This is a genomic window from Aliiroseovarius conchicola, from assembly GCF_041403445.1.
Lineage (GTDB): Bacteria > Pseudomonadota > Alphaproteobacteria > Rhodobacterales > Rhodobacteraceae > Aliiroseovarius > Aliiroseovarius conchicola.
Genome location: NZ_JBGEHL010000015.1, coordinates 1 through 25,591, shown reverse-complemented (window position 1 = coordinate 25,591; position 25,591 = coordinate 1). Strand labels below are relative to the sequence as shown.

At 57.1% G+C, this 25,591-nt stretch carries 22 protein-coding genes and 1 tRNA gene; 12 read left to right on the top strand and 11 right to left on the bottom strand.

Going from position 1 to position 25,591, the window contains the following annotated elements:
* Nucleotides 1-34 precede the first annotated feature (34 nt).
* Nucleotides 35-1,234, top strand: a complete 1,200-nt coding sequence (locus V6N04_RS16840; protein ID WP_371171362.1) for a pyridoxal-phosphate-dependent aminotransferase family protein — start codon at nt 35-37, stop codon at nt 1,232-1,234.
* Here V6N04_RS16840 and V6N04_RS16835 read toward each other — a convergent pair.
* Nucleotides 1,231-2,355, bottom strand: a complete 1,125-nt coding sequence (locus V6N04_RS16835; RefSeq protein WP_371171361.1) for a pyridoxal phosphate-dependent aminotransferase — start codon at nt 2,353-2,355, stop codon at nt 1,231-1,233. The genes V6N04_RS16840 and V6N04_RS16835 overlap by 4 nt on opposite strands.
* 95 nt (nt 2,356-2,450) lie before the next feature.
* Between V6N04_RS16835 and V6N04_RS16830 the strand changes: the two genes are divergently transcribed.
* The gene (locus V6N04_RS16830; protein ID WP_371171360.1) at nt 2,451-2,627 is read left to right on the top strand and encodes a Tat pathway signal protein; all 177 of its coding nucleotides are present in this window, start codon (nt 2,451-2,453) and stop codon (nt 2,625-2,627) included.
* A gap of 62 nt (nt 2,628-2,689) precedes the next feature.
* Here V6N04_RS16830 and V6N04_RS16825 read toward each other — a convergent pair whose 3' ends face one another.
* The 4 genes from V6N04_RS16825 to V6N04_RS16810 all read right to left on the bottom strand — a co-directional run bounded on the left by V6N04_RS16825 (nt 2,690) and on the right by V6N04_RS16810 (nt 10,457).
* Nucleotides 2,690-5,839, bottom strand: coding sequence for a valine--tRNA ligase (locus V6N04_RS16825; RefSeq protein WP_371171386.1), 3,150 nt, complete (start codon nt 5,837-5,839; stop codon nt 2,690-2,692).
* A gap of 128 nt (nt 5,840-5,967) precedes the next feature.
* On the bottom strand, nt 5,968-8,106 hold the full coding sequence (locus V6N04_RS16820; RefSeq protein WP_371171359.1) for an autotransporter domain-containing protein: 2,139 nt from the start codon (nt 8,104-8,106) through the stop codon (nt 5,968-5,970).
* Nucleotides 8,107-8,357: 251 nt separating this feature from the next.
* Nucleotides 8,358-9,986 (bottom strand): alpha-D-glucose phosphate-specific phosphoglucomutase, encoded by a 1,629-nt coding sequence (locus tag V6N04_RS16815; RefSeq protein WP_371171358.1) that lies wholly within the window; start codon nt 9,984-9,986, stop codon nt 8,358-8,360.
* 39 nt (nt 9,987-10,025) lie between these two features.
* A complete protein-coding gene (locus V6N04_RS16810; RefSeq protein ID WP_371171357.1) occupies nt 10,026-10,457 on the bottom strand; it encodes an Lrp/AsnC family transcriptional regulator in 432 nt (143 codons plus the stop codon).
* A gap of 130 nt (nt 10,458-10,587) precedes the next feature.
* Between V6N04_RS16810 and V6N04_RS16805 the strand changes: the two genes are divergently transcribed.
* Complete coding sequence (locus V6N04_RS16805; protein ID WP_371171356.1) at nt 10,588-11,727, top strand: type III PLP-dependent enzyme; 1,140 nt, start codon at nt 10,588-10,590, stop codon at nt 11,725-11,727.
* 11 nt (nt 11,728-11,738) lie between these two features.
* Here V6N04_RS16805 and metF read toward each other — a convergent pair whose 3' ends face one another.
* The gene (gene metF, locus V6N04_RS16800; RefSeq protein WP_371171355.1) at nt 11,739-12,605 is read right to left on the bottom strand and encodes a methylenetetrahydrofolate reductase [NAD(P)H]; all 867 of its coding nucleotides are present in this window, start codon (nt 12,603-12,605) and stop codon (nt 11,739-11,741) included.
* Nucleotides 12,606-12,702: 97 nt separating this feature from the next.
* Here metF and V6N04_RS16795 point away from each other — a divergent pair, with 97 nt between their 5' ends.
* The 3 genes from V6N04_RS16795 to V6N04_RS16785 all read left to right on the top strand — a co-directional run bounded on the left by V6N04_RS16795 (nt 12,703) and on the right by V6N04_RS16785 (nt 14,739).
* Entirely contained in the window at nt 12,703-13,617 is a 915-nt protein-coding gene (locus tag V6N04_RS16795; protein ID WP_371171354.1) for a LysR family transcriptional regulator, read from the top strand.
* Nucleotides 13,618-13,679: 62 nt separating this feature from the next.
* Nucleotides 13,680-14,468: an inositol monophosphatase family protein gene (locus tag V6N04_RS16790; protein ID WP_371171353.1), complete on the top strand. Its 789-nt coding sequence runs from the start codon at nt 13,680-13,682 to the stop codon at nt 14,466-14,468.
* A gap of 70 nt (nt 14,469-14,538) precedes the next feature.
* Nucleotides 14,539-14,739 carry a hypothetical protein gene (locus V6N04_RS16785; RefSeq protein ID WP_371171352.1) on the top strand — a complete coding sequence of 67 codons (201 nt, stop codon included), beginning with the start codon at nt 14,539-14,541 and terminating at the stop codon, nt 14,737-14,739.
* A 68-nt stretch (nt 14,740-14,807) separates the two neighbouring features.
* On the opposite strand, the gene V6N04_RS16780 is transcribed toward V6N04_RS16785, so the two are convergent.
* Nucleotides 14,808-15,557 (bottom strand): rhomboid family intramembrane serine protease, encoded by a 750-nt coding sequence (locus tag V6N04_RS16780; RefSeq protein ID WP_371171351.1) that lies wholly within the window; start codon nt 15,555-15,557, stop codon nt 14,808-14,810.
* A gap of 44 nt (nt 15,558-15,601) precedes the next feature.
* The gene (gene putA, locus V6N04_RS16775; RefSeq protein ID WP_371171350.1) at nt 15,602-19,060 is read right to left on the bottom strand and encodes a bifunctional proline dehydrogenase/L-glutamate gamma-semialdehyde dehydrogenase PutA; all 3,459 of its coding nucleotides are present in this window, start codon (nt 19,058-19,060) and stop codon (nt 15,602-15,604) included.
* 109 nt (nt 19,061-19,169) lie between these two features.
* On the opposite strand from putA, the gene V6N04_RS16770 reads away from it, so the two are divergent.
* The 3 genes from V6N04_RS16770 to V6N04_RS16760 all read left to right on the top strand — a co-directional run bounded on the left by V6N04_RS16770 (nt 19,170) and on the right by V6N04_RS16760 (nt 20,366).
* A complete protein-coding gene (locus V6N04_RS16770) occupies nt 19,170-19,649 on the top strand; it encodes an Lrp/AsnC family transcriptional regulator (RefSeq protein WP_371171349.1) in 480 nt (159 codons plus the stop codon).
* Between the two features lie 84 nt (nt 19,650-19,733).
* A tRNA-Leu gene (locus V6N04_RS16765) sits at nt 19,734-19,820 on the top strand.
* 258 nt (nt 19,821-20,078) lie between these two features.
* The gene (locus V6N04_RS16760; RefSeq protein ID WP_371171348.1) at nt 20,079-20,366 is read left to right on the top strand and encodes a CBU_0592 family membrane protein; all 288 of its coding nucleotides are present in this window, start codon (nt 20,079-20,081) and stop codon (nt 20,364-20,366) included.
* Between the two features lie 98 nt (nt 20,367-20,464).
* On the opposite strand, the gene ychF is transcribed toward V6N04_RS16760, so the two are convergent.
* Nucleotides 20,465-21,562 carry a redox-regulated ATPase YchF gene (gene ychF / locus V6N04_RS16755; RefSeq protein ID WP_371171347.1) on the bottom strand — a complete coding sequence of 366 codons (1,098 nt, stop codon included), beginning with the start codon at nt 21,560-21,562 and terminating at the stop codon, nt 20,465-20,467.
* 101 nt (nt 21,563-21,663) lie between these two features.
* On the opposite strand from ychF, the gene V6N04_RS16750 reads away from it, so the two are divergent.
* Complete coding sequence (locus V6N04_RS16750) at nt 21,664-22,080, top strand: VOC family protein (protein WP_371171346.1); 417 nt, start codon at nt 21,664-21,666, stop codon at nt 22,078-22,080.
* A gap of 59 nt (nt 22,081-22,139) precedes the next feature.
* The gene (gene trpA, locus V6N04_RS16745; protein ID WP_371171345.1) at nt 22,140-22,931 is read left to right on the top strand and encodes a tryptophan synthase subunit alpha; all 792 of its coding nucleotides are present in this window, start codon (nt 22,140-22,142) and stop codon (nt 22,929-22,931) included.
* 10 nt (nt 22,932-22,941) lie between these two features.
* Here the strand turns inward: trpA and V6N04_RS16740 are convergent, their stop codons facing one another.
* Together V6N04_RS16740 and V6N04_RS16735 are read right to left on the bottom strand one after the other, a co-directional pair.
* The gene (locus V6N04_RS16740) at nt 22,942-24,153 is read right to left on the bottom strand and encodes an NAD(P)/FAD-dependent oxidoreductase (protein ID WP_371171344.1); all 1,212 of its coding nucleotides are present in this window, start codon (nt 24,151-24,153) and stop codon (nt 22,942-22,944) included.
* A gap of 24 nt (nt 24,154-24,177) precedes the next feature.
* Nucleotides 24,178-24,678, bottom strand: a complete 501-nt coding sequence (locus tag V6N04_RS16735; RefSeq protein WP_371171343.1) for a DUF2478 domain-containing protein — start codon at nt 24,676-24,678, stop codon at nt 24,178-24,180.
* A gap of 121 nt (nt 24,679-24,799) precedes the next feature.
* Here V6N04_RS16735 and V6N04_RS16730 point away from each other — a divergent pair, with 121 nt between their 5' ends.
* Nucleotides 24,800-25,558: an urea carboxylase-associated family protein gene (locus V6N04_RS16730; RefSeq protein WP_371171342.1), complete on the top strand. Its 759-nt coding sequence runs from the start codon at nt 24,800-24,802 to the stop codon at nt 25,556-25,558.
* Nucleotides 25,559-25,591: the final 33 nt, after the last annotated feature.

The following is a 25,591-nucleotide window of genomic DNA, read 5'->3' as shown; positions in this document are numbered from 1 at the left end:
CCGCTTGGGTGATTTACTTTGCCCTGAGGTCACAATGACACTTTCCTTTGGACGCCCGTTCTTAGCTATTCCAGGCCCTTCGGTGATGCCTGATCGGGTGCTTGCCGTGATGCACCGTCCCGGTCCGAACATCTACGAGGGCGAGCTGGTTGAGATGATGCCAGACCTGATCGAGGGTTTGCGCGGCGTTGCCCGCACCCGTCACGACGTGGCGATCTATATCGCAAACGGGCACGGTGTGTGGGAAGCGGCATTGGCCAACGTGCTGTCGGAGGGTGACAAGGTTCTGTCGCTCTGCACTGGCCGTTTTGGGCATGGCTGGAACGAAATAGCTGAGGCCCTAGGGATCGAAGTTCAGGTGGAAGAGTTCGGGATGCGGGCGCCCGTAGACCCAGACCGGGTCGAGGCGGCTTTGCGTGCCGACAAAGACCATAAGATCCGCGCTGTTCTTATGACACATGTGGATACATCGACTTCGATATTGAACGACGTAGCCGCCGTCCGGGCCGCTATAGACGCCGTACAGCACCCGGCGCTCATAATGGCAGATTGCATCGCGTCCATGGGGTGTGACCGGTTTGAAATGGATGCTTGGGGCGTGGATGTGGCCCTTGCAGCATCGCAAAAAGGTCTCATGGTACCGCCGGGCGTGGGGTTTGTTTTCTTCAACGACAAAGCGATTGCCGCACGCGCGCGGTTAGGTCGTGTTTCTCGCTATTGGGATTGGACGGATCGCGCAAATCCCGAAGTCTTTTATCAGTACTTCGCGGGCACCGCGCCGACGCATCACCTTTATGGCCTGAAAGAAGCACTGACGATGATCCATGAAGAAGGCGGGATGGAGGCTGTTTGGAACCGCCACGCCCATTTGGCGCGTGCCGTTTGGGCGGCGTTTGAAACGTGGTCGCAGGACGGGCCGCTGGAATTGAATGTGGCCAATCCGGCGCATCGTTCGTGTGCTGTGACATCAATTCGGATCGGTGCGCCACATGGCACGATGCTTAGACGCTGGACCGAGGAAAAAACCGGCGTCACGCTGGGGATCGGTCTTGGAATGGACTCGGAAGAAGATCCCAACGCCGACGGGTTCTTTCGGCTGGGTCATATGGGGCATCTGAACGCGCCAATGGTGATGGGCGCGCTGTCGTCTATTCAGTCGGGGCTGATCGCGCTTGATATTCCACATGGGGACGGCGCTTTGGATGCAGCAGCGCGCGTGATTGCCGAAGCTTAGGTTTTGAGTTTGGACATGGCGGCATCCAACGCCGATGGCAACGCCTGAGCCACCAAATCCAGCTCGTCGGGTCGCCCTGCCGAAATCCGGATGCAACGGTTTTGCGGTTCCGCGAAGGGCATACGTACGAACACATCGCGTGCTATCATCTCGTCCAAAACAGCTTTCGCAAACGCGCCGTCCTTCCCGCAATCCACCGCCACAAAGTTGGTGGCCGAGGGTAGGGTGGTCAGTCCATTCTGCTGTGCAATCTCGTCAATCCGCGCGCGGGCGGCTGCGACGTTCCCAACGGTCTGCTCCAGATGGTATCGATCTTTCAGCGCGACCAACGCACCCGCCTGACTGATCCGGCACATACCGAAATGGTTGCGAATTTTGTTGAAGGCCGTGATTAAGGGTGCGGCCCCAATGGCATATCCAACCCGGGCGCCCGCCATCCCATAAGCCTTTGAAAAGGTGCGCATACGTATGACGCGCGGATCATCAGTATCTAACGCAGGTGCTGTCCCTGCTGGGGCAAACTCCACATAGGCTTCATCCAGTATCAGCAGGCACCCCTCGGGCACAGCCTCAATCATCCGCTGCATCGTCGGCGCATCGTGCCATGTGCCCATCGGATTGTCGGGATTGGCGATGTAGACCAGCTTGGCACCCGTCTCGGCGGCTTTGGCAATCAAGGCTTCGGGGTCTTCGTGATCATCCTTGTAGGGCACAGTCTCGAGCCGCCCACCAAATCCCGCCACGTGGTAGTTGAAGGTCGGATAGGCGCCTTGCGAGGTGACAACCACATCCGCCGGCCCAATGATCAATCGCACCAGATAGCCGAGAAGCCCGTCTATCCCCTCACCCACAACGATGTTTTCGCCGCCAATCCCGTGATGAGACGCCAACGCATCGCGCAAATCGAAATTCTCGGGGTCGCCATACATCCAGACGTCCGAAGCCGCTTTCGCCATTGCGTCGATGGCATCGGGCGAGGGACCGAATGTGTTTTCATTCGCTCCCAGTCGGGCCGAAAATTCACGACCACGCGCGCGCTCCTGCGTCTCGGGCCCGACGAAAGGCACGGTTGAGGGGAGGCTGTCGGCAAGCGGGGTCAGGCGGGCATATGTCTTTGTCATATCAGCTTTAGAGCAGGGCAGTTGCGGCTGGGCAAGGTTGTAATTCGCCCCGAAGCACTTACATGAGAATCGTTCTTAACAGTGGAGGGCTTAGTATGCCCAAGATGAACCGACGTGCTTTTCTTGCCAGTGCCGCCGCCGCAGGGGCTGCGACGCGCTTGCCGCAATTAGCAGTTCAAGCCGCAAAAACACCGCCTATGCGTCGTGTGCTGACGCTGGTTTACGACAAATCACTGGGCATGATGCGCGCGGTCGAAAAGATCGTGCCGTGACCCAAAAGAAAAGGACCGGGGAAATCCCGGCCCTTTGCATGTTTATTGAGTTTTCGGTTGCCCTAGATCTCTTGAAGACGGGCAAGGGCGGTTAACAACGTCGCTTCCTCTTCTTCACGGGCGGCAAGGTTGCTGCGGGCTTCGGCAACGACTTCAGCAGGCGCACTTGCTGCGAATTTCGGATTGTTCAAACGTCCCCGCAGACCGCCCAACTCTTTGCCAAGCTTTCCGAGTGTTTTCTCAAGCCGCGCAATCTCTTCATCCACGTCGATGATGTCAGCCAAGGGCAGGGCGAAGATGCCACCTGCCACCGCGACGGTGATGCAGCCCTTGGGCAGCTCGGCCATTTCGGTCACTGAATCAATGCGTGCCATGCGCTTGATCATCATCTCGTTATTCGCCCAGGCGGTGCGACCGGCCTCATCCAGCTCTTGCATGATCACCGGGATTTTCAGACCGGCCTTCACATGCATTTGTGCGCGGGCAGAGCGGATGTTTTCGATCAGCGAGATCACCCAACTCATTTCACGGCTTGCATCCTCATCGACCAACCTATCACCATAAGTCGGCCAATCCGTGTGGATAAGCATCTTTGATGCATCACCTGTCGCGACCCCACGAGTTTCGTCGATTTCACCCCAAAGCTCTTCTGTGATGAAGGGCATGATCGGGTGCAACATGATCAAACTTTGGTCGATTACCCAAGCGAGTGTGGCCCGAGTTTCCTCGGCTGCAGCGGTCTCGCCGTCCTTAAATATCGGCTTTGTAAGCTCGACATACCAATCGCAAACTTTACCCCAGAAAAACGAATAAAGTGCATGTGCTGCGTCATTGAAACGGTAGGAGGCAAAAGCATTGTCCACTTCGTTCAATGTTTTCGCTGTCTCAGAGATGATCCAACGGTTTAGAGTTAGCCCGACCGCTTCAGGTTTGAAATCCGGGTCTGGTTTACACCCGTTCATCAGGCTGTATGATGTTGACTGCCAAACCTTGTTACCAAAGTTGCGATATCCCGCGATGCGGTCTTTCGACAGCTTCAACACACCACCGATTGAGGCCATCGAAGTGTTGGTGAACCGCAACGCATCCGCGCCGTATTCATCAATGATATCAAGCGGATCAATCACGTTGCCCGTGGTCTTGGACATCTTCTTGCCCTTCTCGTCACGGACCAGGCCGTGCAGATAGACCGTGTGGAACGGGTTCTTGCCAGTCACCGCTTGGCTCATCATCATCATGCGCGCGACCCAGAAGAACAGGATGTCCTGTCCGGTGATAAGCACGTCACCGGGGAAGAAGCGTTCGAGTTCATCGGTGTCCTGAGGCCAGCCCAGCGTACCGAAGGGCCAGAGGCCGGATGAGAACCATGTGTCGAGCACGTCGGGGTCGCGGTAGAAACAGATGTATGCTTGTCCTTCCCAGTGACCTTCGTCTCCGACATCGGAGAAACATCTGAATGCGTCTTGATCAACTTCGGAGAAGCCACCGCCGCCAAAGCTATCGCTTTCGAACTTCGAATAGTATTCTTCGCTAGCTTTTTGCCACGCAGTTTCCCAATCGGGAGCGCAGAACGCGACAGGTTGTGAGTAATCAAGCTGCTTGGTTTTTACCTCGCGCGGATTTATGAGCTGGTCGCCAACCTTATCGTACTGTGTTTCAGTGCCATCGATGACTTTTGGCCCATACCAAACCGGCACCTGATGTCCCCACCAGAGCTGACGCGAGATACACCAGGGCTCGATATTTTCCAGCCAGTGATAGAAGACTTTCTCGCCGCTTTCGGGCATGATCTTCACGTCGCCACCCCGCACAGCGTCCAGCGCGGGGCCGGCGATTTTCTCGGCGTCCACGAACCACTGGTCGGTCAGCATCGGCTCGATCACCACGTTTGAGCGGTCGCCGAACGGCTGCATAATCGGTTTGTTTTCGACGTAAGGCACGGTCTCGGTGACTTGGGTCTCGTTCCCGTCTTCATCCTTCTCGGTCCGCGTGACGTCATGCATCACGGCCAGACCTTCGGCGGTGATCTGGTCAACCACCAGTTTACGTGCCTCGAACCGGTCCAGACCGCGATATTCATCGGGGACTAGGTTCATCGCGGCGATTTTTGCCTCGTCGAAATCTTCGTCTCCGTTCGCTATGCGCTGGGCGATCTCGGCCTCTTCTGCATAAGGGCGGCCATCCGCGCGCATGTGCCCGCGCGTGTCCATCAGCGAATACATCGGAATGCCGCCGCGCTTTGCGACCTGATAGTCGTTGAAGTCATGCGCGCCGGTGATTTTCACGGCACCGGAGCCGAAATCCATCTCGGGATATTCGTCCGTGATGATCGGGATCAGGCGGCGATGTTCTTCCGGCCCGACCGGGATTTCGCAGAGCTTACCGACAATGGGGGCGTAGCGCGCATCATCGGGGTGGACTGCCACGGCACCATCGCCCAGCATGGTTTCGGGCCGCGTGGTCGCGATCGAGATATAGTCACGCGTCTCGCTCAGCGTGATATTCCCGTCTTCGTCCTTCTCGACATAAGTGTAGGTCGCGCCACCCGCCAGCGGGTATTTGAAGTGCCACATATGACCGGGGGTCTCGAGGTTTTGTACCTCAAGGTCCGAAATCGCGGTTTCGAAATGGGGGTCCCAGTTGACCAGTCGCTTGCCGCGATAGATCAAACCTTTTTCGTACATTTCGACAAAGACTTTCAGCACGGCGTCATGGAAATCCGCCGAGTTCTCGTGCCCCGTGCGCGGATCACCCGGCGCGCCAGCCATGGTGAACGCGTTGCGCGACCAGTCGCAGGTGGAGCCAAGGCGTTTCAGCTGATTGATGATGGTCGAGCCGTATTCGCCCTTCCATTCCCAGACTTTATCAAGGAACTTCTCGCGGCCAAGTTCGCGGCGACCGGGCTGTTGCGTCTCGGCCAGCATCTTTTCGACCTGCAACTGGGTGGCAATGCCCGCGTGGTCCTGACCCGGTTGCCACAGCGTGTCAAAGCCACGCATCCGGTGCCAGCGGACCAGAATGTCCTGAAGTGTGTTGTTGAACGCATGGCCCACATGCAGCGCGCCTGTGACGTTGGGCGGCGGGATCATGATGGTGAAGCTGTCAGCGCCCTGTTTGGCATTCGCCCCTGCTTTGAACGCGCCTGAATCTTCCCAGGTTTTATAGATGCGTGCCTCGGCTGATGCTGCGTCGAATGTCTTGTCCATGGCCATGGTCGTCGTCCCAAATCGGATAATTTCAAGACCGTTTACCCAAGTGCGCGCCAAAGGGAAAGCCCGGTGCCAAAAGACAACGCCCGAGCAATGGCCCGGGCGTTGTTTCATCTGAAATTTGGGTTGGGTCAGAAATCCATCTGATACCCGATCGAGGCCATCAAGGATGGTTTGTCTGAATAGGCCGTCTGGTGCACGCCGAGCCCAAGATCATAGCTGCGTCCGCCGCTGAGATCGTGGGTATAGTGTGCTTCCGCAAACAAGCGTTGTTCGTGTTCCAGAGTTGGCCCTGCGATTGCAAATGTCGTCATACCCGGAATAGCGCTTGAGCCGGTTACTGAGCTATCAGAGCGTGACAGGTCGAACTCCAACCCAGCGGTCAGCTTGATGCGGCCGTTGTTTGACACTGGCATACGGTAGTCAGCGCCCAACGTGGCAACGGTCGCGTCGATCTCATAGGCGTTATATGTGACGGGGAAGGCCACGGCGTCGGTTTCAGAATAGCCATCGCGTTTGACGCTTGAGCGTGCAACCCGAAGGAGCGGGGTGATCAGGGATGCGCCTCGGCTTATGCCATAGCCCAATTCAGCCGATGCAGCACCTGCGCTCATGTCGGTGTTGCCGGTCCCGCGCTCAGTGTTCGCCAGCGCGGTTGACCGCGTGATGTCGACGTTGGCCGAGCTTTGTGCCGCCGCCACTTTCCAGTTCAGCCCCTCGGTTCTGGGGTGCCCACCTTGCAGATAGATGCCGTAGGTTTGGAAGGTGCCATCAATGCCAAAGCCCGCAAGGCTGTCGCTATCGCCGCCGATCCCGACGTGACCGCCAAGTACCAGGTTGTCGTTGATCGCGACGGCTCCGATCAGGCCAGCGATTGAGGTGTTGTTGGCGTCGGGGTTATTTGATGCCCCAGCGACTGCTTTCAGTGAATACGGGCGCGTGGTCCGAGCTTTGTTGCGCGAACCAGGGTCGCCGCTGATAGGCATTTCAAGCGTTTGGCCCATTGCAAATTGAACGAGCTTGTCCAACTGGGCTGCTCCCGCGGCCTGCTGTGCAGCGTTTTCAGATACTTGGATCAATGTATTCACATGGTCGATCATGGTCCCGCTGGGCTTCACGGCATCGCGCCAGATGAAACCTCGGCTGTCGCCATCGTCATTCGAGGCAACACCAACGACAACAGATCCATCAGCGCTGATCCCATTTGCGAACGACGTCCCGCTGTTGTCGCTGGTCAGATCGCCCAGATCGGTGGCCACACCGGCACTGTCCCAGCGCAATGCACGGAACCCGGGTGTCGTCGTATAGCGTGCGGCACCCGCAACGTAAGAGCCATCTTGACTGGCTGCGTTTGCAGTGGAAAAGACAACATTCGCTTCGTCGGTTGAATTTAGCTGCACCATTCCGGTGCCCGTGGACCACCGGAAAGCGCGCCTGCCCGCAGCGGTTGGCGTGTTCGACAGGCCAACAACGACAAGCCCGTCGCCACTGACACCATTCGCTTCACTAAAACCCGCGACTGAACCTATGGTTCCGAGGTCTGCAATTGCGCCTCCGACGATCGCGCGAAACGCGTGATTGCTCCCACCAGTTTCTGCGCGGCCCACGACGATTGTGCCATCGTCGCTGATGTCGTTGCCGCGGGTTTCACCGAACAGCTCAAGACTTGGCACCGCCACGATCGAGTTCGTTGCACGCGTCCAGACAAATGCGCGATCATAAGGAGCTGGAGAGGATATATCGGGTGGGTTCGGCGAGACACCGTCGCCCAGAAGTGTCCCGACAATCACACTGCCGTCGGCGTTCGTCCCATTTGCTTCGCTGAATATTCCAGCAATCGATGGTATCAGCACGGTTCCTGTCGCTTGGGTCCAGTAAAACGCGGTGAACTCCCCAGCGTCGAATTGATACCCAGAAATGACTGTGCCATCTTGGTTAGCACCTGTGGCGAAGCTTTCAACAGTTCCCGCAAGGGGCGTCAGGTTCGTTAGGGTGCCGCCAGAGAATCGAAATGCGCGAGGATCCCCCGCAGCATTTGTTGCGTTTCCTACTGCGACCGAGCCGTCGCCAGAGACAGCGAGAGCGTCCGATTGGGTGAACAGGGCGGAATCGTCAAAAACCGGAATCTCTTCTATCGTAGGCATCGCTGTTTGCGCGAAACTTGTGCCAACATAAAACGCAAACGCCGATGCTGCAGCGAACGGCGTTTGGATGCCTGTGAATATGCTCTTCGAGCGTCGGAGTGCTCGGTCCTCAAATTGTTTGCTCATTTTCCCTCGCAACGGAATGATCACCCCGCGAACTGCACACTGGCATATGCCACACCGCGGCAGTTCAAGGCGAATTCTGTGGCCCCACAAACTTCTAACAAAATTCCCGCGTGCAAACGGGTTCGATATTAATAAACTTGTAACAAAATTGGTCCTAGTCGTAAAAAAACAACTAAATGATGTGCCCGCTGGTGGCAAGTGACCGATATTTTCGGCGGAACAGGTTCACTTTATAGTGGAAAACCTATGTACTAGGTTGCCACATCGGGCATCGCGCGGCCTGTGAATTGTTCGATTTGTGCAATTTCGGCGGTTGCGCCGATCACGGATTTCAGTGCGACCTGCGCATCTAGACTGTGATCCTCACCCAAATCCGAGAACTGCTCCAGATAGACGCGCAAGGTCGCACCCTCCGTTCCGGTGCCAGATAGACGCAACATTGCCCGCCCGCCCTTCTCGAAAGTCAGGATGATACCTTGACCCGTTGCGACTGAGCCGTCGATTGGGTCGGTATAGGTGAAGTCGTCGGCTGACTTGACGGTAAGGCCGGAAAAACTCTGGCCAGCAAGGTCTGGCATCCGCGTTTTCAGTGCGGCCATCAGCGCGTTGGCATCCTTGGTTGCAATGCCTTCGTAATCGTGACGCGAATAGTAGTCGCGACCATAAGTGGACCAGTGATCGCGCATGATATCCGCAACGGATTGCTTGCGCACGGCCAGTATGTTCAGCCATAGCAGGACGGCCCATAATCCATCTTTTTCGCGCACATGATCTGATCCCGTACCCGCGCTTTCCTCGCCGCAAAGCGTTGCGCGGCCCGCGTCCAGAAGGTTGCCGAAAAACTTCCATCCGGTGGGGGTCTGGAACGCCTCGATGCCCATTTTTTGGGCCACCCGATCTGACGCGGCCGAGGTCGGCATGGATCGCGCTACCCCGGCAATACCGGACGCATATCCCGGAGCCAGATGAGCGTTGGCAGCTAACACCGCAAGGCTGTCGGACGGCGTGACATACACTCCGCGTCCAAGCACCATGTTGCGATCGCCATCTCCGTCCCAGGCGGCGCCAAAGTCTGGGGCATCTGGCCCCAACATCAGATCATAAAGCGGCTTGGCCCAAACGGGGTTTGGATCGGGATGACCGCCGCCAAAATCCTCGCTGGGGATGGCGTTGATCACGCTTCCGGGGGCTGCGCCCAACCGCCGTTCAAGAATGTCGACCGCATAGGGGCCGGTGACCGCGTGCATGGCGTCGAGCTTCATGGTAAACCCGTCGGCAATCAGACCCCGGATTGCCGCAAAGTCGAACAACTGCTCCATCAGCTCGGCGTAGTCGGCAACCGGGTCGACAACCTCGATCACCATTTCGCCCAAGCGAAGGTCGCCAGTTTGGGTCAAGGGGGGCAGCGCGTCGTCCCACACGTGATAGGCGTCGATGGATTGAGCGCATTTTACGATGGCGTCAGTCACGGGCTCGGGGGCGGGCCCACCGTTGGCGATATTGTATTTCAAGCCAAAATCGCCATTAGGTCCGCCGGGGTTGTGGCTGGCCGATAAGATCAACCCTCCATCGGCATTACGCTTGCGGATTAAATGACTGGCTGCGGGTGTTGATAGTATTCCGCCTTTCCCGACGATCACGCGTGCCACCCCGTTTGCGGCCGCAATCCGAAGTATGGTGGCCATGGCCTCACGGTTGAAATACCGGCCATCCCCGCCAAGAACCAACGTTGCTCCGTGCGGTTTGATCGCATTGAAAATCGCTTGCGTGTAGGTCTCCAGATATCCTGGTTGCGAAAACACAGCGGTTTTCTTACGCAGGCCCGAAGTGCCCGGAATTTGCCCGTCGATCGGAGCGGCGGGGACGGTGGTAAATGTCATAGTAGCCTCGCGGTAAATCTCATTAACAATCTAGTTATTCTATCCGAACCTGTTTATCCGCGTCGAGAGGTGGATCAGGCTCTCTGAACTTTTAACCCCATCGATTTCGCCAATCGCATCAAGTGTTTGGTCTAGCTCGGCCGTCGATGCGGCGGCAAGTTGTAGGATCATGTCGAACCGACCTGAGGCCGTGTGAGCCGTTTCAACTGCGTTCAGTGTCTTCAGACGCGCCAGAACCGCAGGGGTCGATCTCGGCTCGATCGCGATCAGGACGGTGGCGCGGATGCGATCGCCACGCGCGGCATCGCCTAAGCGAAGCGCATAACCGGCGATGATGCCTTTTTCCTCCAACCTTTCGATCCGAGCCTGAACGGTCGATCGCGCTAGACCAAGCCGGCGGGCAAGTGTCGCCACAGGCAAACGGGCATTTGCTTCAAGCTGCACAAGCAACTCGCGGTCTTTTTCGTCCATATGGTCGGTCCTTTCGATCTTTCGGCGGAAAATACACGACATATCGCCCGAATTGCCACTAGAAATCGACGGCATCCGTTCGGATTCTGAAATAGAACCGTGAATAGATAGAAAATCCAAGCGAGCGAACATGAGCAGGCAACCATCGATTTGGCTAACAGCCCTATCCCACCTGAAAACCGAAACACCGGGACAGCCGGTCTTGTATTTTGCCCCCGCGGTGCTTCAGGCAACGGCGCATCGGTTTATCAACGGCTTTGATGGGCTTGTAACCTATGCGGTAAAGGCCAATGACAGTCGCGCTGTTTTGGAAAATCTCGTCGCTGCCGGGGTCAGCGCCTTTGATGTGGCCAGCCCCGCCGAAATGCGGGCGCTTCGTGCGGTGTCGCCCGATGTTGCCATGCACTACAATAATCCGGTCCGTTCCAAAGATGAGATCGCCGAGGCGGTGTCCTACGGTGTTGCCTCCTATTCCGTTGATGCGCCACACGAATTCGACAAGTTGCGCGCGCAAGTGGCACCGGAGGGTGTTGAGATTGCTGTACGATTGCGTTTGCCGGTGGAGGGTGCTGCTTATCACTTTGGTGAGAAATTTGGCGCAGATCCTGAACACGCGGTTGACCTGTTGCGCAAGGCGAAAGACGCGGGCTTCAAGGTTTCGATGACTTTCCATCCAGGTACGCAATGTACCGATCCGGCAGCGTGGTCGACCTATATCGCCACCTGTGCAGACGTTGCCCAACAGGCGGGCGTGAAGCTGGCTCGGTTGAATGTAGGGGGCGGGTTTGCTGCAGACCGTGGTTACGTGCAGGATCTGGAGGCCGTGTTTACGGCTATCCATGATGCAGTTGTCGCAGCCTTTGGTCCTGACGCGCCAGAGCTGGTCTGCGAACCGGGGAGGGCGATGGTTGCCGAGGCCTTCACTCTGGCTACTCGCGTCAAGTCGATCCGTGAGGATGGAGCAGTGTTCTTGAACGACGGTATATACGGTGCCTTGTCCGAGGCGCCTTCGATTGGTGTACCAGATCGGATCGTGACCGTAACGTCGGATGGTGCGCGTCACAGCGGTGATGCAGTCAAACGGGTCGTGTTCGGACCCACTTGCGATTCAATCGACCAATTGCCTGATCCGCTGGCCTTGCCAGCAGACCTTGCCGAAGACGATTACGTCCTGTTTTCAGGCATGGGGGCCTATAGCCTTGCCACGGTTACACGGTTCAACGGGTACGGGTTGGTTGATATGATCACCGTCCAGCGGGCCGGATTGTAGTCGGGCGAGCCTTAGGCCACGTCCTGCAATGCCAGACGCGGCGTGATACCGAGCGCGCGGGCGACGTCGCGTGTCAGCGATGGCTTGTTCAGCGTATAGAAGTGCAAGTCTTCGACGCCCCCGTCAATCAGGTCCGAACATAGCTCGGTGCAAAGCGCTGTGGACAGCAGGTCCTCACGCTCGTCGCGCTGGGCTTTAGCGAATGCATCGTCCAGCCAGCTTGGAATATGGGCACCGCAGCGTTCAGCGAACTTGCGTACGCCATTCCAATTCTCAATCGGCAGGATGCCGGGGATGATCGGCACGTCGATCCCGGCCTTCTCGCATTTATCGCGGAAGCGGAAGAACGTGTCATCCTCAAAGAAGAACTGGGTGATGGCGGAGTTTGCACCAGCCTCTACCTTGCGTTTCAGCCAAGCCACATTCTGATCCAGATCGGTGCTCTCGGGATGCGGATCGGGATAGGCGCCCACACGAATGTGGAAGTCGCCCGTGTCGGCCAACGCTTCGATCAGCTCTACCGATGATCCAAATCCATCGGTACGCGGCGCGAACCCCGACGTGCCCTTCGGGGGGTCACCGCGCAAGGCGACGATTTCAGAGACCCCGGCCTTGGCGTAGTTCTTCGCAATCGCCAGCGTTTCGGCGCGTGTTGCTTCCACACATGTCAAATGTGCGGCCACGTTAAGACCATAGTGCTTGTGGATCGTTTGCACCGCATCATGAGTCAATTCACGGGTTGTGCCCCCGGCACCATAAGTGACCGAAACAAAGTTAGGATCAAGCGGGGCAAGTTCGCGCACCGTGTCCCAAAGCCGGAAGGAAGCGTCTAGTGATTGGGGCGGGAAGAACTCGAATGAGATGTTAGGCGTGGTCATAGCGTCCTCGGACAAAAATACATCGGTTGGCCTCTTGTGCCCGATTGTCCGGTGTGAGACAAATTCATAATCCTCACGATAAACATGAGTTTTGTGCATGTATTTAGAATTTCGTCACCTCCGCACGATCCGTGCGATTCAACAGTCCGGCAGCTTGGCGCGTGCGGCTGATATCCTCCACATCACACAGTCGGCCCTAAGCCATCAGATCAAAGGGTTGGAGGACCAGGTGGGGATGGAACTTTTTCATCGGCGCACCAAACCGATGCGGTTAAGCCCGGCGGGTCTGAAGCTTCTCAGACTGGCCGAGCAGATATTGCCAGAGGTGTCGCGGCTGGAAGAAGAGTTTCGCGCGCTTCAGTCCGGGCGGTCGGGGCGATTACATATCGCCATCGAGTGCCACGCCTGTTTTGATTGGTTGTTTCCGGTGCTCGACAAATTACGTCACGCTTGGCCGGAGGTTGATTTGGACATCCGCCAACGGCTGGCATTCGATGCAATCGAGGCGCTCCGCCGCGAAGAGGTGGACTTCGTGATCTCATCGGACCCTGTCGATATGCCCGGTATCTCGTTTGCGCCGCTTTTTGATTACGAGCCGCGCTTTGTGGCGGCCTCTAGCCATCGATTGGCGTCGCATGACCATGTTTGCGCGGAAGATTTCGAACCCGAACTGCTGCTGACCTATCCAGTCGAGCGCGCCAAGACCGACGTGTTCTCTGGGCTGCTGACACCAAACAGGGTCGAACCTCGTGCCGTTAGGCAAGTCGAGATGACGGAGATGATCTTGATGTTGGTGGCGGCTGGGCGTGGCGTGGCTGTGATGCCCGATTGGGTCTTGCGCGGGATCAGCGACAATCCCGATTATGTCACGCTGCCGCTGACAAAAACGGGTTTGTCCAAACGTATGTATGCCGCCACGCGCGAAGAAGATGCGATGGTTCCCTATGTCGCGCACATGATCCGGCTATGTCGATCGGAACCTGTCAAACTTCAACGCGCGCGCGGGGGCTAAACAGGCTTGGCAAACAAGGCGCGTCGGCGTATACGCGCCGTCTGAGAAGCTAGGAGCGCCCCATGGAAGGCAGTGCAAATCTGAACGTGATGATCAAGGCGGCCCGGATGGCCGGTCGTAGCCTTGTGAAAGACTTCCGCGAAGTCGAGAACTTGCAAGTGTCGATGAAGGGGGCGGGCGACTTCGTATCCAAGGCAGATATCGCAGCTGAAAAGATCATTCGCGATATTCTGATGGAGGCGCGTCCCAACTACGGCTGGTTGGCCGAAGAAGGTGGGGAAGCCGAAGGTAAAGATCCGACTCGCCGCTGGATCGTCGATCCGCTGGATGGCACGACGAATTTTCTGCACGGGCTGCCGCACTGGGCGATCTCGATCGCGCTGGAACATAAAGGCGAGATCGTCGCAGGCGTCATCTATGATGCTGCAAAAGACGAAATGTTCATGGCCGAAAAAGGCGAAGGCGCTTGGCTAAACCAAAGCCGTCTTCGGGTATCGGCCCGCGGGCGTATGATCGAAAGCCTGTTTGCAACCGGATTGCCGTTTGGCGGGCGGGCCGATCTGCCAGAGACTTTGCAAGATCTCGCGCGCATACTGCCGGGCTGCGCGGGTATACGGCGCCTTGGGGCGGCTGCGCTCGACATGGCTTATGTTGCTGCTGGCCGTTACGATGGGTTCTGGGAACGTGGACTGCACCCTTGGGATTTGGCAGCAGGCATCGTAATCGTTCGCGAAGCCGGAGGATTTGTAGAGCCTATCAATCCTCAAGGTTCTGCCCTTGCAGACGGTGAGATTGTTGCAAGCAACGAGGCCATCTTTGAGAAGTTCTCGGGTTTGGTTCGCAACAGCTGACTTCGCCCAGAAGCTGCAAAATACCGCTTGAAGGTCACAATCCTGCCCGATTGTACGTCAAGATAGCGGTATGGAACGATTTACCAATATCACGGCCCGTTTGTATGGGCTTGCCACGGACGAAGATGGTGCTGTAACCGTCGACTGGATCGTGTTGACGGCCGCCATTGTAATGCTTGGTATGGCGAGTTTGTTTATTGTCGGGAGTAATATTCCGGGTTTAGCTGATCAAGTTAGTAGTGTGGTGGCCAATCAGGATACTGGATCCTAACGGGAGCGAGCCTCTAGCGAGATTGTTCGAATCCGACAAGTCACTTCGATGCCCTCATCTTGCGGAAGTTACCTGCGACGGTTTACCTTGGGTATTCGGCTTTTGCCCACGCTGTAACTTGCCTCGGGATGATCCGGGTGCCCATGCGTCCGGTCCCAAAACGTCTTCCCCCCAAGGCTCCTCCAAACTGGCAGCACAAACAACAATCCAGCGATAAACCCACCCGCATGTGCCCAATGGGCGACGCCGCCACCGGTTTGGCCAAGGCTCAGCGCGCCGTTTACAACTTGCAGCCCAAACCAGATGATTAGCATCAGCCATGCTGGGAACGGGATCACCTTGAAGATCACCACCAGGATGAGCAACACGTCGACCCGTGCCTTCGGGAACAGCAACAAATATCCCCCCATCACACCGGCGATAGCCCCTGACGCACCGACCATTGGGACAGGGCTGGCTGGGTCAGCAAGTATTTGCAAAAGCAAGGCCCCAATGCCCGAAACAAGATAGAAGACTGCAAAGCGGACATGGCCCAGAATATCTTCGAGGTTATCGCCGAAGATCCACAAAAAAAGCATATTCCCAGCGAAATGCATGAAACCGCCATGTAGGAACATCGAGGTTACGGCCGTCTCGTAGCCCTGTCCGCTGGTAAGTCGCACAGGGATTGCCCCATAACTCAGATAAATACGGCTTAACCCGGCATCATTTCCGTAAAGCGGCAGCATCACCAAAAACACGATCGCATTGATCGCGATCAGGCCATACGTCACATAAGGCGTGCGCTGGGACGGGTTGTGATCTCGGATCGGAAACATGGAATGACTTGACCCGATGTTACGCACCGGGTCAAGCTTTGGGGCTATTCTGCCGACAAATCAGGGGCTTGCGATAACATTAACAACTCTGCATTGCCGCCAGATGCGGTCGTGTCAACGCAGAGATGACGTTCGTGGACCACGACCTCGGGCGTAATAGTACCAGTTGTCAACGACAGGATTGCGCCAGAGCGAGATGCGAGCGCTATGCCCAGTTTACGCGCCGTGTCCTCGTCACCCCAGTAAACCGCACCTCCGATCCCATCGACTTGCTCTAATATTGTAGCCTCCAAATCGGGGGCCAGCACTGCGATGCCACCCAGGGCCTCGATATCAGCCTTTTGGCGATCAGCAGCAACATCGCCGGGGCCAAGGCACAGGATGGGAGCACGCGGATGGGTGGAGAGTTGGTTAAGCTCCCCTGTCGGGCCGGGCAGGCGGTCCGAGCCAAGTGTGGCGTCGCGCATCGCGGCGACGACGGCACGGTCCAGCTGGGTCTTGGTGATGTCCGAGCTGTGTTCGCTTGCCGCGTTAATAGGCGCGGGGCCGGGGGCGCAGAACCGATCCATATAGGAGGGGCCACCCGCTTTCGGGCCAGTGCCAGACAGACCTTCGCCCCCAAAAGGTTGAGAGCCAACAATCGCGCCAATTTGGTTGCGATTCACATAGGCGTTGCCCGCGTGAATGCGCTCCACCACATGCTGGACGCGGTCGTCAATCCGGGTGTGCAGCCCGAATGTCAGCCCATAGCCAGTGGCGTTCACCGTGTCGATCACACCGTCCAGATCCTCGGCTTTGAAGGTCGCGATATGCAGGACCGGGCCAAAGATTTCGCGCTTCATCTCCGCGATGCTGTCGACCCGGATTAAGGCTGGGGGGATGAAGTGGCCGCTGGTCGGCGCCGCAAGTTCATGAACCAGCCCGTTGTTGGCGCGCGCGGCGTCAACATAGGCGCGGATGCCGTCATAGGCTTCTTTGTCGATGACTGGTCCCAAATCGGTGGACAACTGCCAGGGGTCAGCGGGCGTCAGCTCGTCCATTGCGCCGACAAGCATTTCGGTCAGACTGTCGGCGATATCCTCTTGCACATAAAGGCATCTCAGGGCTGAACAACGCTGTCCAGCAGACTGAAAGCTTGAGGCCACGATGTCGCGCACGGCCTGTTCGGGCAATGCCGTGCTGTCCACGATCATCGCATTTAGCCCGCCGGTTTCCGCGATCAGCGGGGCGGAAGGCGCGATGAATTTTGCCATGGACCGTCGGATGATCTGCGCCGTCTCGGTCGACCCGGTGAAGGCCACGCCATCAATGCGCGCGTCAGACGTGAGCGCCGCACCCACTGTTGCGCCGTCGCCGGGCAGAAGTTGCAGAGCTGCACGTGGCACCCCAGCTTCGTGCAGCAGCTTCACGGCCTCATAAGCAATGATCCCGGTCTGCTCTGCTGGTTTTGCAAGAACGCCGTTTCCGGCCGCCAAGGCGCCCGCAATCTGACCGGTGAAGATCGCAAGCGGAAAGTTCCAAGGCGAGATACAGGTAAACAACCCGCAGGGTTCGCGCGTCAGATGGGGAATGCGCGAGGCGTAATATCTTAGAAAATCGACGGCTTCCCTTAGTTCGCCCATGCAGTCGGGCAGGGTTTTCCCTGCCTCTCGTGACAACAGGGCGAAGAAAACCCCAAGGTTGGCTTCGTAAAGATCGGCCGCGCGGTTCAGAACGGCGGCGCGTTCCTCGGGTGCGACGTCCCAAGGCGTTGCAGCGGCCAGCGCAGCCGAGACATCCTGCGCGCTGGCCCATGTGATCTTACCAACCGCGACATCGTTTGACGGGTTCGTTACGTCAACAACTTGACCGCCGCCGGTCGCGGTTGCGAGCAGCGGCTGGGCGGTGAACTCGGTTTCGGCGAACGCGTTTCGCGCCTGATCAATACGGTCCAAATGTGGGTCGAAGGTCAAATCCAACCCCATGGAGTTTTTGCGCCCCTCATAAAGCTCGGGCCCGGTGGGGACGTGCGGCGATGGGTGGTCGAGCGCGTCAAACGGGCAGGCGGCGACCTCCTCTGGGGTAACGCTTTCATCGACGATCTGATTGACAAAAGAGCTGTTAGCCCCGTTCTCCAACAATCGGCGTACAAGGTAAGCCAGCAGATCACGATGTGCGCCCACGGGAGCATAGATGCGGCAACGTGTGTTGTGCTGGTCCATAATGATCTGATGCAGGCTTTCGCCCATACCGTGCAGTCGCTGGAATTCGTAAGCCTCTGCGCCCACCCCCGCGGACTTTGAGATATCCAGAATGGCCGCCGCCGTGTGTGCGTTATGCGTCGCAAACTGAGGATATATACAATCAGTCATCCCCAGCAGCCTGCGCGCATTAGTGATGTAGCTGACGTCTGTTGCGACTTTGCGAGTGAAAACTGGGAAACCATCCAACCCTTCGACCTGTGCGCGTTTGATCTCTGTGTCCCAATACGCGCCCTTAACCAAACGGACCATGATCTTGCGATCCAAGCGCTTGGCCAGCGCATGAAGCCAGTCAATCACCGCGCCCGCACGGTGGCCATAAGCCTGTACCACGACGCCAAACCCGTCCCATCCGGCCAAAGCCTTATCGCCAAGAACGGCCTCGATCACATCAAGCGAGATTTGCAGCCGGTCGGCTTCCTCGGCATCGATGTTGAACCCCATACCGGCCGATTTCGCCAGCTGGGCAAGGGCCGCGACACGAGGTACGAGGACTTCCATCACCCGGTCACGCTGGGCGCGTTCATAACGTGGGAAAAGAGCAGACAGCTTGACCGAGATGCCCGGATTCGCGGCGATATCTTTCGAATGGCAGGCGCTCGCGATTTCAGAAATCGCCTTGGCATATGACATCTGATAGCGGCGGGCATCGTCGTCGGTCAATGCCGCTTCGCCCAACATATCATAGGAGTAAGTGAAACCCTTTGCTTCCATCTTTGAGCCGCGCTTCATGGCCGAGGCGATGGTTTCACCCAGCACGAACTGGCTGCCCATCTCTTTCATCGCGCGCCCAACGGCGGTGCGGATCACCGGTTCACCCAAGCGTTTCACCGCACCACGTAGCGCGCCGACAATGCCGGGTTCATGGTCATCCAAAACCTTGCCCGTCACCAAGAGCGCCCAGGTCGAGGCATTCACCAGCGAAGATGACGACCGTCCAAGGTGCTTCCCCCAATCGCTGGGCGCGATCTTATCTTCGATCAGCGCATCAATGGTTTCCGCGTCAGGCACGCGCAACAGGGCCTCGGCTAAACACATCAGCGCGATGCCTTCATCCGTCGAAAGGCCGTATTCGGCCAGAAAGACCTCCATCATGCCGGGGTCGGACGACGCGCGAATGGCGCGGACCAAATCGGCCCCATTTGCCGAGATCCGGGCGCGATCATCGGCTGACAGCTCAGCGGCCTTGGCCAAGCTCTGGATGTGGCTTTCTTCGTCTACATAGGCAAGGCCATCAATATGCTGGCGCAGAGCATCGATCATGTGTGGATCCTCTTGGTGTTCACGTATCCTCTATGATATGCCGAAGACGCTGGTCGGTTTTCCTGAATATTATCGATCCGCAGTCATATTGACCAAAATGTGGTGTGGAATGCGGGACAATAGGAAAGTCGAACTTGATGCCTTCGACCAGAAGATTCTTAACGTACTTACGGGCGATGGCCGTATCTCCATCACCGACCTTGCCCGAATGATCGGTCTGTCCAAGTCCCCGACCCAAGCCCGCGTGCGCCGGTTGGAGGCAGAGGGCGTGATCACCGGTTACCGGGCAGACGTTGATCCGATCCGCCTTGGCCGGGACCACGTCGCCTTTGTCGAGGTGAAGTTGTCAGACACCCGCGAGTCCGCGTTAAGGGCCTTCAACGCTCAGGTTGCACTTATTCCCGAGGTCGAGGAATGCCACATGCTGGCGGCTCATTTCGATTATCTCCTCAAGGTGCGCACTCAGGACATGCGGGATTTTCGACGCGTGCTGGGTGAAGCAATATCGGCGCTGCCTCATGTGGCGCAAAGTTCGACCCACGTGGTGATGCAAGCGATCAAGGATGATGGAAATACGGTGCCGATCTGACCCATTTGCAATGTGATGCATCTGACCGATTGCCTCTGGTTTGCGGACGCGCTAGGAAAAGCCGGGGATCAACCCCTGCCCAGTGCGGGCGTGATGGAATGGTAGACATACCAGACTTAAAATCTGTTGGGCCTTGTGCCCGTGTGGGTTCGAGTCCCACCGCCCGCACCAATTCATTTTACACGTCATAGGTGTCCACGGTCTTTGGGCAATCAACTTGCGAAACATATGCCGTTTGCCCGCTGTTTTCGCTACGTGAATTAAGCGTCAATTCATGGGCGGTGCTATTGATTTACGTGCCAGATTATCGAAATCTGAGTTTAGGCACGGTGGTGCAGGATTTTACCAGCTGCCATCAGCCTACTGATTTAATTAAGATTTTTCGATAACCAGATTATTTACTTAAGCCTTTTGATTGGGTGGTGAGGTATGAGCCATTTTAGCTCGTTAGACGGTTGGGAAGTTGTTGGCCTTTTAGGTGCCGCGATTTACTGCACAACATATATGTTGGTTGCCTTCGACGTAGTGACCAGCAAGAAGACCTGCTACTACGCGTTGCAATTTACAGCAGCAGGTTTTGTCGCTCTCAGCTTGACGGTGCATTTCAATGTTGCATCGCTCACCATTCAACTATTTTTTATGTTGGTTTCGGTTTTTGGTTTCGCAAACCATTTGAAGGGGCAAAGCACAGGTTCAGCAGACGAACAGGCGCTTTGATAGGAACGAGACCTCTCCCTGAGTGCGTTGTCCCACGCGCTCAATCGAAAAGCCGGGTTAGGGGTGGCCCGGCTTTTCACTTTTCTTACTTGGAGTAATCAGGCGTTGAACAGGAAGTGTAAGACATCGCCGTCTTTGACGGTGTAGCCTTTGCCCTCAGCGCGCATTTTACCTGCTTCCTTGGCACCACTTTCGCCGTTCAGCGCGACGTAGTCGTCATAAGCGATGGTTTCGGCTCGGATGAACCCACGCTCAAAGTCGCCGTGGATGACGCCAGCGGCTTGAGGGGCCATCGTGCCCTCTTTGATGGTCCAGGCGCGGGCCTCTTTCGGGCCGACTGTGAAATAGGTTTCCAAATGCAAAAGCTCGTATCCGGCGCGGATCAAGCGATCCAACCCGGCTTCTTTCAGGCCAAGCTCTTCCAAGAACATTTCCATGTCGTCGGCGTCTAGCTGGCTGATTTCCTCTTCAATCTTGGCAGAGATCACGACCGAGGCCGCGCCTTGTTCGGCGGCCATCTTTTCAACAGCTTGCGAATAGGCGTTGCCTTTGGCGGCGTCGCTTTCGTCCACGTTGCAGACGTAAAGGATTTTTTTGGTGGTCAGAAGTTGCAGCATGTTCCATTGCTTGCGATCTTCGTCATCCACGTCGACTGTGCGCGCGGGTTTGCCATCTTCCAGCGCGGCTTGCGCAGCACGCATCAGACGTTCCTGTTGAACGGCTTCTTTGTCGCCGCCACGTACCTTGCGCACGATGTTTTGCAAGCGTTTCTCGATGCTTTCAATGTCCGCCAGCATCAGTTCGGTTTCGATCACTTCGGCGTCTTCGACCGGGTTCACGCGGCCTTCGACATGGGTTACGTCGCCATCGTCAAAACAGCGCAGCACATGGGCGATGGCGTCAACCTCGCGGATGTTGGCCAGAAACTGGTTGCCCAATCCTTCGCCTTTAGATGCGCCCTTCACCAGACCAGCGATATCCACGAAGGTCATGCGGGCTGGAATGATCTCTTTCGAGCTTGCGATGGCGGCCAGTTTGTCCAAACGCCCATCGGGCACGTTCACCTCGCCCACATTGGGTTCGATGGTGCAGAAAGGGAAGTTGGCTGCCTGTGCGGCGGCCGTCTTGGTCAGTGCATTGAAAAGCGTCGATTTGCCGACATTTGGCAGACCCACGATACCCATCTTGAAACCCATCACGGCCTCCGTCGTTTGAACACTCGGGCCTTCTAGGGCTTTGACAGCATGGGCGCAAGCGTGGTGGAGTGGGGAATGCAATCAAAAGAAGGAGGTCTGCCATGCAACCCATTCCTTATCTGTTCTTCAACGGCAACTGCCGCGAGGCGATGACCCATTATGGGATGATCTTTGGAAAGGGTCCCGAGATCATGTCGTTCGAGGATATGCCCGAAGCTGATCGCGCGTCGATGCCGGGTGTCCCTGATGATGCTGTGATGCACGCCGGGCTGGCCATCGGCGATGGCTGGCTTTTTGCCAGCGATGATACGACCGGAGATACGCCTCAGATGGCCGGGTGCAATGTTTGTGTATCGCTGGCGGGCGACGATGAAACCCGACGGGTTTTTGATGCGCTGGCCGATGGCGGGGACGTGCGCATGCCGCTTTCACCGATGTTCTGGACCTCGCTTTTCGGTACGTTGACCGACAAGTTCGGCACCCGTTGGATGATAATGGCCGACAGCGACTATCAGTGAGCCATTGATTTTCCTGTCCCGCTTCGGCAAACCGGGCAGAAGCAGGGAAAGGAGAGCCCATGACTCGCATCGACGCCAAGTTTGCCGCGCTAAAAGCCGAGGGCCGCAAAGCATTCGTGACATATATCATGGCCGGTGATCCGGACGTGGACACCTCGCTTGAGGTTATGAAGGGTTTGCCATCGGCTGGGGTCGACGTGATCGAACTGGGTTTGCCTTTTACGGATCCAATGGCCGACGGCCCGACTATTCAGTTGGCCGGTCAGCGCGCGCTTGGAAGCGGAATGACCCTGCAAAAGACGCTCGACATGGCGGCGGAATTCCGTAAGGGCGATGACACAACGCCGATTGTGCTGATGGGGTACTACAACCCGATCTACAGCCGCGGCGTGGACAAGTTTCTTGCTGACGCAAAGGCGGCGGGTGTGGATGGTCTGATTGTCGTGGATCTTCCGCCAGAGGAAGATGACGAGCTTTGCATCCCAGCCCAAAAGGCCGGTCTGAACTTTATTCGTCTCGCCACGCCGACCACCGATAACAAGCGGTTGCCCAAAGTGCTGCAAAACACGTCGGGCTTTGTTTATTACGTATCGGTCACAGGTGTGACGGGTGCCGCCGAAGCGCAGGCCACCAATGTCGGCCCCGAAGTGGCGCGCATCAAAGCGGCAACCGATATCCCGGTTATCGTGGGCTTCGGTGTGAACACGCCCGACAAGGCCGAGGCGATCGCGAGTATCGCAGATGGCGTTGTGGTGGGCAGCGCGATTGTCTCAAAAATTGCCGCAAGAGAGCCAGTCGCGGACGTTTTGGCATTCGTGAAATCGCTCGCGGACGGGGCGCATCGCGGCTGAATGCAACACGTCAGATTACGGCGCGTTCACCAAATGGTTGGCCGGATGTGATCCGGTCGTAGCCAAAGGTCGTCAAATCCATCGTCTGGAATGCGCCATGTGTGATCAGCTCGGCCAACCCGCGCCCCATCGCAGGGGCTTGCTGCAGTCCATGCCCCGAGAACCCGTTGATAAAATAGAAATTCTCGAGCTGATCATGGGGGCCAAGTACGGCGTTTTGGTCAAACGCATTATACGCATAATGCCCGGCCCATTCGGTCACAATCCGTAGTGCCTCGAATTGTGGAATGCGGGTTGCGACGATGGGCCAGACATGAGTTTCCCACAGGCTGTGATCCATGGTGAAATCATCTGGATCGACAGCCGGGTCGGGGTCGGGACGTGCGCCGATCATATAGGTTTCAGGCCCGTCTTGCCTGAAATGTACCCCTGAGGGATCGATTGTGAGCGGTAGATCGCACGCCAGCGGCCGCTCGGCTTTCACCACCCAAGTGAAGCGCTTTCGTGGTTCGACAGGAAGGCTAAGCCCGGCCATTTTTGCGACGCCTTCAGCGCGTGGTCCGGCGGCGTTGACCAGATGGGCGCATGACAATGTCTCGCCAGATTTCAGCGTGACCCCGGAGACCTTGCCATGGGCGGAGTTAATGTTTGTGACCTCGCCCGAAACATATTCGACGCCGGCCTCAATCGCCTTGCGTCGGAACCAATCGAACAATGCGCCGCCGTCCCAATATCCTTCGTCCTTCGTTCCATGGCTGCCCAAGATGATATCGTCCACATGATAGAACGGGAAAGCCTCGGCAAGTTGGTCGTTCGAGAGTATCCGAGTGCTTGCGCCAAATTTGCTCTGCACCTGTTGCGCCGATCGCAATTCCTCGGCGCGTGATGGCGTATCCGCCAAATATAGGTAGCCAAAGGATTGGATCGACAGATCGTCAACACGGGTGTCGCCGCCCATATTGGCGCGCAGGTTCTTGATGAAGTCCACGGTATACTGGGAAACCTGAACATTCAGGCCGGCGCTGAACTGTTGGCGCAGACAGGAATTGGTGTGTGCGGTTGAACATGCCGCGTAGGTTGGGTCACGCTCGACCACCAATATTCGCCCTTGAAAATCAGAGCTTTGGCTTAGCCACCATGCGACCGACGATCCCATCATCGCCCCACCTATGATGATGACATCATGGTTTTTTTGGGCGGGGGAGGACGTGAAGCCGACCATCAGATCACCAGACGCGTTGGCGTGCTAACGGGTTGCATCCAGCGCCCAATTCATCACCGCATCGTGCTCTGGTTCCAGTTGTTGGGCATCGCCCACGAACGCCATAAACGCATCGCGGGACCCTTCCGAGACGCCGATGATTGCAGGGATGTCGCGGGCAAGCGCTTCGCCCACCGCTTCGCGAAATCCGCGCCCTTCGGCCTCTTGCTTGCCGAATTTATTCACGATCAGCAGGTCGGCATCATCCTTCAGCCGTGCCTCGGTCTGGGCAACGGCTGTCTCCAGCGCCTCTGGGTTTAGTTTGCATCCGCGCGCATTCGCCCCGAGGAACTGACTGATGCGGATTTTCGGGCCATCCGGCAGCACCAAAACATCCATGTCGCAGTGATGCTCCTCGGCTCGTTCAGTGTCCAGCTGAACCGTTCCGCACAGCGTCAGGCCGCGTTTTCCCAAAGCTTCGGCCACGCCCGCCAATAGCAGGTTGGTTTGGCCCCGACCGGGTGCGATGACATAGGCGAGTTTCATAAGACCTCCGCTATTGCTGCATATCTGATGGCAACTGGACAGCTTGTTGTCAATCAAGCCATTGGTGACTTGATCGGCGACGTGGAGTGTGGGCTGATAGGGCGAACAAAGGATCAACCTGATGAAACCACACCACTCTGCCCACCCTGCACCCCAAGATGCAAAGGCCAAGCGCGCAGTGCCTCCGGTCATTTGCTATCCTGCGGACAGTTTGACCGCGCCAGATATGGCGCTTTACCGGCAGACCAGACAGACAGCGGTAAAATCGGCAGAAGTGCTGGTTCCGCCCCGTGACGCGCGCAGCTTTAGCGTGCCAGCGGGTCATTTTTTCCGTATCACATCGGTGGACGGCCCGCAGGTGGGCGATCTGAACCTTTGGAATGCACATGATTTGTCTGAAAGGTTCTATTCAGGCAAGACGCGCGCGCTTCATGGCACGCATTTGTCCACTTCAGATCGGATTTGGACAAGTTTTCCAAACCTGCGGCCCATGGCCACCATCACCGATGACACGCTGGATTGGTACGGTTTTGACGAATTCGGAGGCTCCGTTCACGACGTCATCGGCACCCGTTGCGATCCATACACTCATAACCTGTTGTCCGGCGGTCAATACCACCAATGTTGTCACTCCAATCTGACACGGGCACTTGCCGATCATCTGGGTTGCTCTTTGGCCGAGGCGGAGCCGCATATTCACGATGTTCTGAACGTCTTCATGTGCACCGGTTTCACCCGAGATACCGGACAGTATTTCATGAAATCCAGCCCGGTGCGGCCCGGTGATTATCTTGAGTATCCACGCCCTGGTTCCAACCCACCGACTTCCAGTCGGTTCTGCTTCAGCGTGAAAGAATCGTCTTATGATCATACCCTGTAGAAAATGAGCCGCAGCCGGGTCGTAGGCTCATTT

What these genes read in the sequence shown, in the direction of transcription:
- V6N04_RS16785 (WP_371171352.1), top strand. Translation starts at nt 14,539, where the DNA reads ATGGAACGATTTACCAATATCACGGCCCGTTTGTATGGGCTTGCCACG.
- putA (WP_371171350.1), bottom strand. Translation starts at nt 19,060, where the DNA reads ATGATCGATGCTCTGCGCCAGCATATTGATGGCCTTGCCTATGTAGAC.
- V6N04_RS16795 (WP_371171354.1), top strand. Translation starts at nt 12,703, where the DNA reads ATGTATTTAGAATTTCGTCACCTCCGCACGATCCGTGCGATTCAACAG.
- V6N04_RS16770 (WP_371171349.1), top strand. Translation starts at nt 19,170, where the DNA reads ATGCGGGACAATAGGAAAGTCGAACTTGATGCCTTCGACCAGAAGATT.
- V6N04_RS16840 (WP_371171362.1), top strand. Translation starts at nt 35, where the DNA reads ATGACACTTTCCTTTGGACGCCCGTTCTTAGCTATTCCAGGCCCTTCG.
- V6N04_RS16805 (WP_371171356.1), top strand. Translation starts at nt 10,588, where the DNA reads ATGAGCAGGCAACCATCGATTTGGCTAACAGCCCTATCCCACCTGAAA.
- V6N04_RS16820 (WP_371171359.1), bottom strand. Translation starts at nt 8,106, where the DNA reads ATGAGCAAACAATTTGAGGACCGAGCACTCCGACGCTCGAAGAGCATA.
- V6N04_RS16835 (WP_371171361.1), bottom strand. Translation starts at nt 2,355, where the DNA reads ATGACAAAGACATATGCCCGCCTGACCCCGCTTGCCGACAGCCTCCCC.
- V6N04_RS16830 (WP_371171360.1), top strand. Translation starts at nt 2,451, where the DNA reads ATGCCCAAGATGAACCGACGTGCTTTTCTTGCCAGTGCCGCCGCCGCA.
- ychF (WP_371171347.1), bottom strand. Translation starts at nt 21,562, where the DNA reads ATGGGTTTCAAGATGGGTATCGTGGGTCTGCCAAATGTCGGCAAATCG.
- V6N04_RS16825 (WP_371171386.1), bottom strand. Translation starts at nt 5,839, where the DNA reads ATGGCCATGGACAAGACATTCGACGCAGCATCAGCCGAGGCACGCATC.
- V6N04_RS16780 (WP_371171351.1), bottom strand. Translation starts at nt 15,557, where the DNA reads ATGTTTCCGATCCGAGATCACAACCCGTCCCAGCGCACGCCTTATGTG.
- V6N04_RS16735 (WP_371171343.1), bottom strand. Translation starts at nt 24,678, where the DNA reads ATGAAACTCGCCTATGTCATCGCACCCGGTCGGGGCCAAACCAACCTG.
- V6N04_RS16730 (WP_371171342.1), top strand. Translation starts at nt 24,800, where the DNA reads ATGAAACCACACCACTCTGCCCACCCTGCACCCCAAGATGCAAAGGCC.
- trpA (WP_371171345.1), top strand. Translation starts at nt 22,140, where the DNA reads ATGACTCGCATCGACGCCAAGTTTGCCGCGCTAAAAGCCGAGGGCCGC.
- metF (WP_371171355.1), bottom strand. Translation starts at nt 12,605, where the DNA reads ATGACCACGCCTAACATCTCATTCGAGTTCTTCCCGCCCCAATCACTA.
- V6N04_RS16790 (WP_371171353.1), top strand. Translation starts at nt 13,680, where the DNA reads ATGGAAGGCAGTGCAAATCTGAACGTGATGATCAAGGCGGCCCGGATG.
- V6N04_RS16740 (WP_371171344.1), bottom strand. Translation starts at nt 24,153, where the DNA reads ATGGTCGGCTTCACGTCCTCCCCCGCCCAAAAAAACCATGATGTCATC.
- V6N04_RS16810 (WP_371171357.1), bottom strand. Translation starts at nt 10,457, where the DNA reads ATGGACGAAAAAGACCGCGAGTTGCTTGTGCAGCTTGAAGCAAATGCC.
- V6N04_RS16750 (WP_371171346.1), top strand. Translation starts at nt 21,664, where the DNA reads ATGCAACCCATTCCTTATCTGTTCTTCAACGGCAACTGCCGCGAGGCG.
- V6N04_RS16815 (WP_371171358.1), bottom strand. Translation starts at nt 9,986, where the DNA reads ATGACATTTACCACCGTCCCCGCCGCTCCGATCGACGGGCAAATTCCG.
- V6N04_RS16760 (WP_371171348.1), top strand. Translation starts at nt 20,079, where the DNA reads ATGAGCCATTTTAGCTCGTTAGACGGTTGGGAAGTTGTTGGCCTTTTA.